The 9,166-nt window shown below is 49.3% G+C and carries 8 protein-coding genes; all 8 read left to right on the forward strand.

What is annotated here, in order from left to right; translation table 11 throughout:
• The coding region (locus K5753_04295) for a hypothetical protein (GenBank protein ID MCR4726422.1) at positions 1-808 on the forward strand (808 nt) is incomplete at its 5' end.
• A gap of 736 nt (positions 809-1,544) precedes the next feature.
• Positions 1,545-2,786, forward strand: a complete 1,242-nt coding sequence (locus K5753_04300) for an EAL domain-containing protein (protein MCR4726423.1) — start codon at positions 1,545-1,547, stop codon at positions 2,784-2,786.
• Positions 2,787-3,020: 234 nt separating this feature from the next.
• Entirely contained in the window at positions 3,021-3,644 is a 624-nt protein-coding gene (locus K5753_04305; GenBank protein ID MCR4726424.1) for a helix-turn-helix domain-containing protein, read from the forward strand.
• A 173-nt stretch (positions 3,645-3,817) separates the two neighbouring features.
• On the forward strand, positions 3,818-4,771 hold the full coding sequence (locus K5753_04310) for a DUF1295 domain-containing protein (protein ID MCR4726425.1): 954 nt from the start codon (positions 3,818-3,820) through the stop codon (positions 4,769-4,771).
• Between the two features lie 107 nt (positions 4,772-4,878).
• Complete coding sequence (tyrS, locus tag K5753_04315) at positions 4,879-6,087, forward strand: tyrosine--tRNA ligase (protein ID MCR4726426.1); 1,209 nt, start codon at positions 4,879-4,881, stop codon at positions 6,085-6,087.
• A complete protein-coding gene (locus tag K5753_04320; GenBank protein ID MCR4726427.1) occupies positions 6,087-6,707 on the forward strand; it encodes a YigZ family protein in 621 nt (206 codons plus the stop codon). Before tyrS ends, K5753_04320 begins: the two co-directional genes overlap by 1 nt.
• A gap of 24 nt (positions 6,708-6,731) precedes the next feature.
• Positions 6,732-7,580 carry a P1 family peptidase gene (locus tag K5753_04325; GenBank protein ID MCR4726428.1) on the forward strand — a complete coding sequence of 283 codons (849 nt, stop codon included), beginning with the start codon at positions 6,732-6,734 and terminating at the stop codon, positions 7,578-7,580.
• A complete protein-coding gene (locus K5753_04330; protein MCR4726429.1) occupies positions 7,573-9,072 on the forward strand; it encodes an NAD(P)H-hydrate dehydratase in 1,500 nt (499 codons plus the stop codon). The genes K5753_04325 and K5753_04330 overlap by 8 nt, the downstream gene beginning before the upstream one ends.
• Positions 9,073-9,166: the final 94 nt, after the last annotated feature.

The raw sequence follows: 9,166 nt of genomic DNA on the forward strand, positions 1-9,166 counted from the left end.
TAAAGGGAAATATACTTTTGATGACAACGGATATTATACTGGTAATTTTTCGCAGGGATATTTTTCGGGACACGGTATTCGTGTATGGGGCAATGGTGATAATTATGAGGGAATGTGGCAACAAGACGAAATGCAAGGTCAGGGTAAACTTACACTTTCAAATGGGGACTACTTTGAAGGGGTATTTAGTTGTTCTAAATTTCTAAGAGGGAAAATAGAATGTCATTATCCAAATGGTGATTTTTACATAGGGGAATATTCTGAAAATGGCTTTAATGGTTTTGGGTATATTCGTTACTCGAATGGAGCGACATATGAAGGGTGCTGGAAGAATAACGATTACAGTGGACATGGAAAAGTAATTCGATTAGACGGCATTGAAATCGAAGGTGATTGGACGGATTCTAAAAATGCCAACAATGTTATTTGGTGGGAAAAAGGAACAACTAAAAATGGAAGAATTGTTAATAATGTCTTTCAAGAATCTGAAGAAAGCAGACAAATAATTTACGCAAATAGAGGGTCAACTGCTAGTGGTTCTATATCAAGTAGACTTCCAGAAAACTTGGTGGAAGAAATGATATTTAAGGCGGTAAAAGAAAATCCCTTTTCTTCGAATGCAGTTGATTTGAGCAGCAGCATAGGGAGTTTAGGTGACTCCAGATGGCCCGCTAGTGAAGGGTGGGTAAAAATGCAGAGTGTTGTGAAAGTAAAGAATAAGAGTACGGGTTATGAATACACGGTAACTGTTCACTATGTTGCGAATAAGCGAACATACGAAGTCGATGATTTCAAAATTAAGAATTAAAGAGGTTGCATCAATTATCTAGACTCAATTAAAAACTGAATAAAACGAGATAAACCGTTTAAGAATACAAAGGAGGAAAGTATTGCTGAGGCACAAATTCTAAAATGATAGAGCAAATGCTTCATTCTGAAATAGGGCGAAAATATTGAAATTGTACAACATATACACTCAAAAATGATACGCAAACGAAAGATAATGTACGAGTGGTGCATCAAAAAAGTGTTTTTTGTCAACTGGACAAAAAGTGTTTTTTTACGATGAGCTCCGCTGTCGCGGAACGTGATGTGCCCTGCGGGCGTGATGTTTGCTTTCGGCAAGTGATGTGCGCTTCGCGCGTGAAAAGAATCATGTTACATCACTGAGGCCAAAGAAATCAACATCACTATGCTGCAGGCATATCATCACTTGATGCAGAGTTGCAAAATGTCACCATGTGGTATACTTGAAACGATAGGAAGGGAACGATTCTATGTCCGAATCAAAACTACGCGTTATTTCTTTGGATTTTTCTGTCCGAATCATTCATCTTTTAAAAGAACTCAAAACCAAACAATGCAATCCTATTTTGTAATATTGCTTGTGTATATGAATATTATATGATATATTCTAAAATAGCGAATGAGAAAGGTTGACAACGTTCTCCGCGATGCGCTCGAATGATTTGTTGATCTGATCGATATTTTGCGGCGCGCTTTGACCGAAAAATACGAAGGAAAGAAAGGAAGAAAGAAAGGAAATGGAAGGGTTTATAATCAGCGACGTTCTCGTCGCCATGCAGGCTATGCAAAGGCGGGAACTAAAAGTTTTTTATCAGCCGAAAATCGACGCTATGACGAACCGCATGAAATCCGCCGAAGCTTTGATTCGTTGGGTCAGGGCGGACGGTAACGTTATCTTGCCGAATCAGTTCTTACCCGCCATGGAGCAGACGGGCGCCATCGCGATGCTCGATTGGTACGTCGTCGAGAGCGTGTGCGCTTTTCTTCAACGTTTGAAAGAACTCAATATCGAACCGATGCCGGTTTCCGTTAATTTCTCTCGTTGGCATCTCCGTGAAGAGGGTATGCCGAAACACCTTGCCGAAATCGTGGATTCTTATCATATCGATCGTCGCTTGATCGTCGTGGAGATCACGGAATCGGCGATGATTCAGGAAGAAGAATTGATGCGAAAAACCGTCGCGGAACTCCACGAAAACGGTTTTGAGTTTTCCATCGACGATTTCGGGAGCGGGCTCTCCTCTTTGAGTATGGTTGCCGACACTCTTCCCGATGAAATCAAAATCGATCGATCCCTCTTGAAGAAAAACTGCGAAAGCGAACGCGAGCGCGTAATCTTGGAGAGCATTTTCCTTTTCGCCAATCGCCTGAATATCCGCACCGTCGCGGAAGGCGTCGAGACGAAGGAGCAATTCGGCTTTCTCAGAACCTGCAACTGTAACTTGATTCAAGGTTTTTACTTTGCTCGTCCGATGTCCGAGGACGATTTCGTAAAGTGCTTGATCGACTGTTGCGTCCATGCAGAGGAAGAGGACGTCCTCCGTATTCAATCGGAAGCGGCAGCCGAGCAGATCTTGCTTCAAGCGGTCTATAAACGGTATCCGTTGATCATCTACGGGAATTTGACGCGCAACAGTTTTTATATGATGACGTATGAAAACTTTACGTCCAAAAGCTGCCCGTCCACCGGTACCGTGGACGATTTGATCGAGCATGGCACCCGAACGATGCATCCTGACGACCAAGAGCGTTGGAACACGATGTTCCGCCGCGAAAATCAACTCAAACTATATAAAGAGGGAAAGCAGGAATTCCATATGATCACCAGACAAATCGGTGACGACGGCGTCTATCGCAAGGTGGAGACCAGCAATTATTTCGTAAAGAGTCCCGCGACGGACGACGTCTTGATCATCAGCCTCTGCAATAATTTCGAAAGCGGGGAAGAAGCGTACGGGGCTTGCGCCGCAAACGCTTGAAACAGTCGATCGAATGCTCCGCAGTTTCAAGAAAACGAATAAACGAACCCGATCCGTAACGGAATCGGGTTCGTTTATTCTTCGGTCAAATATTCGATAAAAAAATCTTCGTTATGCTATAATATGAATACCGGTTATCCGCTTGTCTTGCGGTTGAGACGCTGACTCAACCGTCGGTATGTTGCGTTTTTAATGAGGTTAGGCTAAGATAAAGGCGAAAGGAGGGCAAGTAGAATGGATCAAATCAAAATCGGAAAATTCATTGCCGAAAAGAGGAAAGAGCAAAACCTTACGCAAATAACGCTTGCGGAAAAACTCGGGATCACAGACCGCGCGATTTCCAAGTGGGAAACGGGGCGATCTCTTCCGGATGCGTCGATCATGCTCGAACTTTGCGAAATTTTGAATATCACGGTCAACGATCTGCTGAGTGGGGAGGTGGTTTCCATGGATCGATATAACGCGGAATCGGAAAAAAATCTGCTTGAAATGATCAAGCAAAAAGAAGAATCTGATAAAAGAATGCTTCGTCTTGAAAACGTCATAGGAACGACTGCGACGATCTTGCCCCTTATGATGATCGCGCTCGGGATCGTCTTCGTCAGCGTCTTGCACTTGAAACCTTGGACGTTTTTTCTTATGGCGGGCGTCGGACTCGTCCAACTCATCGTTCTCATCTTTTTCGCGCTTCGGATCGAGCAGGTCGCCGGGTATTACGAATGTCGAAAATGCGGGCATCGGTACGTTCCTACGTTCGGACAGGTCAATCGCGCGATACATATGGGCAGAACGCGTTATATGAAATGCCCGAAATGCGGCGAAAAGAGTTGGCAGAAAAAAGTAATAAGCAAAGAGTGATATATGCGGGGACTTCGGTCCCCGTTTTTTTTTGAAAGTATCGGATTTTTCGGAATTTGTGAGTTTTGTTTTCGCGCTCGTTTATCGGACTTACTCTCAAATCATTGTCTTTCGCTTCCGTTTATGCTATGATGAAACGGAAACGGCGTGTCGCCGTTTCGGGAGGACGTTTTATGAAAAAGACGGTCGGAACGGTTGTATCCGCGATTCTGATTTTGACTTTGGTCGTTTTGTCGGCGGTTTTCTCCGATTACGGCTTTTCCGCGAATCAACGCAAGACGATGCTGATTTTGTTGATCGTCTGCGGGGCGAGCGTCGCTTACTGCTTTATCGTCGGTGAACTCGCGCAGAATTTTTCGCAAATGGATAAGCTTTGGAGCATTCTTCCGATCGCGTACGTTTGGATCGTCGCGATTCGCGGAGAAATGAAGCTCAGGTTGGTTCTTTACGCGGTCATCGTTACGATTTGGGGAATCCGCCTGACCGTCAATTTCGCGCGGAAAGGCGCGTACAAATTGAAGTTTTGGGAAGGGGAAGAGGATTATCGCTGGAAGATCGTCCGCAATCGTTTTTTCAAAAAGAACGTTTTATGGACGTTGTTCGACTTGATTTTTATCAGTTTTTATCAAAACGCTTTGGTGCTTGCGATCTGTTTCCCCTCGCTTGCGGCGATGGAATCCGCGGCGGCTCTCTCAACGTGGGATTTCGCGGGATTTGCGCTTGCCCTCGCGTTTTTGATTCTCGAAACGATTTCGGATGAGTTTCAGAGGGTTTTCCAAAACAAAAAGAAAGAACTCCTTGCGGAAAATAAGTCGCTTGAAGCTCTTCCCGCGCCCTATAATCTCGGGTTTAACACGACGGGTCCTTGGGGGCGCATGCGCCATCCGAATTATCTCGGAGAGCAGGGCTTTTGGGTCAGCTTGTATCTTGCGGCGATCGGCGCGAGGGTGGCGAGTAAGATCTTTTTTCACTGGTCTGCGATCGGACCTTTGATGCTCGTTTTCCTCTTTATGGGCAGTTCGACTTTGGCGGAAGCGATCTCCTCGAAAAAATATCCGAAGTATATTGATTATATCAAGCAGGTGCCGAAATATCTTCCGATCCGCAAATTCGACCCGGAAAAATAGGCGGCGCGCTTGCGGAAAGCGTAAAAACTCGCCGCTTTGACTTGCGAAACGATTATTATAATGTTATTATAATAAATAGCATTTTGATTTATTAGGAGTTTTGATTTATGAACGTAATGGACACGCTGCGCGAAAGAGGCTTTATTAAACAGACGGTTTACGAAGAGGATCTTTATAAAATTCTCGGTTCGGAAAAGGTCAGTTTTTATATCGGTTTCGACCCCACGGCGGACAGTTTGCACGTCGGTCACTATCTCGCGATGATGGCGATGAGCCATATGCAAAAGGCGGGGCATCGCCCGATCGTCTTGATCGGCGGAGGCACGGGAATGATCGGCGATCCTTCCGGCAGGACGGATATGCGGAATATGCTGACGGCGGAGCAGGTCAAGCATAACTGCGAATGCTTCAAAAAGCAAATGAGCCGTTTCTTCTCTTTCGAAGGGGAAAACGCCGCGATCATGGTAAATAACGGCGATTGGCTTTTAAACCTTAATTACGTCGATTTCTTGCGTGAGATCGGTTCGCTGTTCAGCGTCAATCGTATGCTGACCGCCGAGTGTTACAAAAATCGTATGGAAAAAGGCTTGACCTTCCTCGAATTCAACTATATGTTGATGCAGAGCTACGATTTCTTGGTTCTTTATAAAAAGTACGGTTGCGTCTTGGAGTGCGGCGGCGACGATCAATGGAGCAATATGCTTTCGGGCGCCGACCTCATTCGCCGCAAACTCGGAAAGGACGCTTTCGCGATGACGTTCCCGCTTTTGACGAACAGCGAGGGCAAGAAAATGGGCAAGACCGCTTCGGGCGCGGTTTGGCTTTCCGCGGAAAAGACTTCCCCCTATGATTTCTATCAATACTGGCGAAACGTCGAGGACAGCGAAGTCCGCAAATGTATGAAGCTTTTGACCTTTATGCCGCTCGACGAGATCGAGGAAATGACCGCGCATCAAGACGAGCGAATCAACGCCGCCAAAGAGCGCCTTGCTTACGAGATCACGAAGATCGTGCACGGCGAGGACGTCGCGAACGAAGTCGTTAAAAAGGTCAAAGCCGCTTTTTCCGGCGACGTCGAAAATATGCCGTCGGCTTCCGTATCCAAAGAGACCGTCAAGGTCGTCGATATTCTCGCGGCGGTCGGGTTTGCGCCGAGCAAGAGCGAAGCGCGCCGCTTGGTTCAAGGCGGAGCGGTTTCCGTGGACGGCGTAAAGATCGCGGACGTTAACGCCGTCGTTTCGGACAGCCAAGTCGCGAACGGTTGCGTGATCTATAAAGGCAAGAAAAACCGCGTCAAGGTTTCCTTCGAAGGGTAATGTATAAGACTCTCGCGAATGACGCGCAAGCCGAAACGAACGTAAAACACAGCAAATTTCTCGCTTTTTGCTTTCCCGTTTCCGATCAAGACGAAGCGGAAGAGCGGATCCGCGGCGTAAAAAAGCAATTTCCGGACGCGACGCACGCTCCGTACGCTTACGTTTGCGGGGAAAACGGCGAAAAATTTCGCGCGAGTGACGACGGCGAGCCTTCGGGAACTTCGGGCGTTCCGATCCTCGAAGCGATCAAAAGAAGAGGATTGACCTATTCCGCGGTCGTCGTCGTTCGCTATTTCGGAGGGATCAAACTCGGAACGGGCGGTTTGGCGCGCGCTTATGCGGACGCAGCGGACGCGGCGATGCTTCTTGCGGGCGCGACTTCTTTTGACAAATGCGCCGTCTACGCCGTAAAATGCGAGTACGCTTGTTTTTCCGCTTTGCAAAACAAAATTTTTTCGCTCGGAGGGCAGATCCTTTCGAGCGATTTTGATAGCGGCGCGTCGTTTACCGCGGCGATCCCCGTCGCTTCTTCGTCCGCTTTCGTTTCTTTCGTTGCGGACGTGAGCTCGGGCAGGGCGACCGCGGACTATACGGAAGAGCGTTTTTGCCCGATCCGTTGATCGGCTCAATGGGAGGAAGAATGTATGTTGGAAGGTTTTTTGATCGGAAATTACACGAATAACGAAACCAAAACGGGAGTAACCGTCCTCCTTGCGCCGCAGGGCGCGGTCGGCGGCGTCAGCGTTCGGGGCGGCGCGCCCGCAACGCACGAGACCGATCTTTTCCGCGCGGAAAACACGGTGGATAAAGTAAACGCCGTCGTTTTGTCGGGCGGTAGCGCGTTCGGTCTCGAAGCGATCTCCGGCGTCGCTCGGTTTTTACACGAAAAAGGTTGCGGCTACGATGCGGGCGGCTATCGCGTCCCAATCTGCGCGGGCGCTTCGATCTACGATCTCGAATACGGTTCTTTTGATTTTCCGAATAAAGAGGCGGGGTATTTCGCTTGCCAAAACGCCGCTCCGATTTTTGAGATGAAAGGCTCGATCGGCGCGGGCGCGGGGGCGACCGTCTGTAAAATGGGCGGTATGTCGGGCGCGAAAAAGTCGGGAATGGCGGTTTGCGTCGCCGCAAAAGGAAGTGTCGAAATGGCGGTCGTGACCGTCGTTAACGCGCTTGGCGATATCTATGATCCCGCGACCGGGAAACCGATCAAAAAGTCGGATACTTCCGATGTTTCGCCGTCTTTTTCCAACACGACGATCACTTGCGTCTTGACGAACGCTTCTTTAACGAAAGCGCAGGCGAATAAACTTGCGGACGTGACGCAGGACGCTTATGCGAAATGCATTCGCCCCGTTCACACGGCGTTTGACGGCGATTCGATCTTCGTTTTAAGCTCGGCTTCGGTCGCGGCGAATCCCGTCGAACTGCAAATGATGGCGGACGCGCTTTGCTCGAAAGCGATCCTCCGTGCGGTGACTTCGAATGATTGATCTTTGCTCCTCGATTTCCGCGAAAGAAGCGGATCAAAAGACGATCGCGCGCGGCGAAACGGCTGAAAACCTGATGCGCCTTGTGGCGCTCGGCGTCCTCGAAAACGCGCCTTTTCGCGAAGGTAAGACCTTGATCGTCTGCGGAAAGGGCGGCAACGGCGGCGACGGATACTGCTTGTATCTTTTGATGAAAGAGAAAGGGTACTCGGTCTCCGTTTTGGAATTCGGCGAACCGCAAAATCCCGCCGCGGCTTTCTATCGCGCGGCTTGCGGAGAAGACGTTCTTTCTTTTCAAAACGATTTTGATTTTTCCGTCTACGCGAATATCGTCGATTGTATCTTCGGGATCGGGCTTTCCCGCCCCGTTTCGGGCGACTACCTCGAATGTATCAAAAAGATCAACGCGTCGAAAGCTTTCGTCGTTTCCGTCGATATCGCGAGCGGTCTCTCCGCGGATAGCGGCAAAATCCTCGGCGCGGCGGTGGAAGCGGACGTAACGTTCGCCGTCCAAACCCTGAAACTCGGTCATTTTCTTTCGGACGGGCTCGATTGCTCGGGCGAGATCGGCGTTTTGCCCGTCGGGATCGATCCCGCGACGGCGGAACTCGAAATGATCGAAGACGAGGACGTCGCGAAACTCTTCTCGCCCTTAAAACGAAACGTCCATAAAGGCGATCTTGGGCGGCTTTCCATCCTCGCGGGCAGCGATTCTTTTTCGGGCGCGGCGGTTCTCGCCGAAATGGGCGCGGCGGCGTTTGCCCTCGGCGACGGGCTCGTAAAACTCTGCGTCCCTGACAGTATTCTCTATTCCGTTATGAATAAAATCACGGAATGCACGCTCCTCGCGCTTCCGAGCGCGGACGGAAAAATTCTTTTCTCCGAACCTTATCTCGAAAAAGCGATTTCGGGCGCGTCCGCCGTTCTTTTCGGAAACGGCGTCGATCTCTCGGAGAACGGCGCGCATATCCTGCGTTATTTGATCAAAAACGTAAAATGCCCCCTCGTCTTGGATGCGGACGGGCTGAATCTGCTTTCATCCGATCCTTTTCTTTTGAAAGAGCGCGCCGGCGCGACGGTCGTTACGCCGCACCCGAAGGAGCTTTCGAGGCTTCTCGGCGTCCCTGTCGGCGAGATCCTTTCGGAACCTCTTTCTTACGCGAAAGAATTTGCCGCGCGATTCGGCGTAACCGTCCTTTTGAAGGGCGCGTCCACGATCGTTACGGACGGAAAACGCGCCTATCTTTCCAAGACGGGTTCTCCCGGAATGGCGAAAGGGGGGAGCGGAGATCTCCTTGCCGGCGCGATCGCCGCGATGCTTGCGGGCGGGCGCGATCCCATCGAAAGCGCATACGGCGCGGCGTACGTCCTCGGCGTCGCGGGAGAGTACGCTTCCGAGGAAGTCGGCGCCTATTCCGCGCTTCCTTCCGACACTGCGCGCTATATCGCGAAAGCCGTTAAATTTTTTGCGGAAAAAGTAGCAAATAATACTTGACAAAAAAATCGTTACCCTTTAAGATATTGCTTGTTGTTTGAATATTTTTGCGGTCATGGCGGAACAGGCAGACGCGTACGTTTGAGGGGCGTAT

The organism is Clostridia bacterium (assembly GCA_024685775.1).
Classification (GTDB): Bacteria; Bacillota; Clostridia; order Christensenellales; family CAG-1252; genus CAG-1252.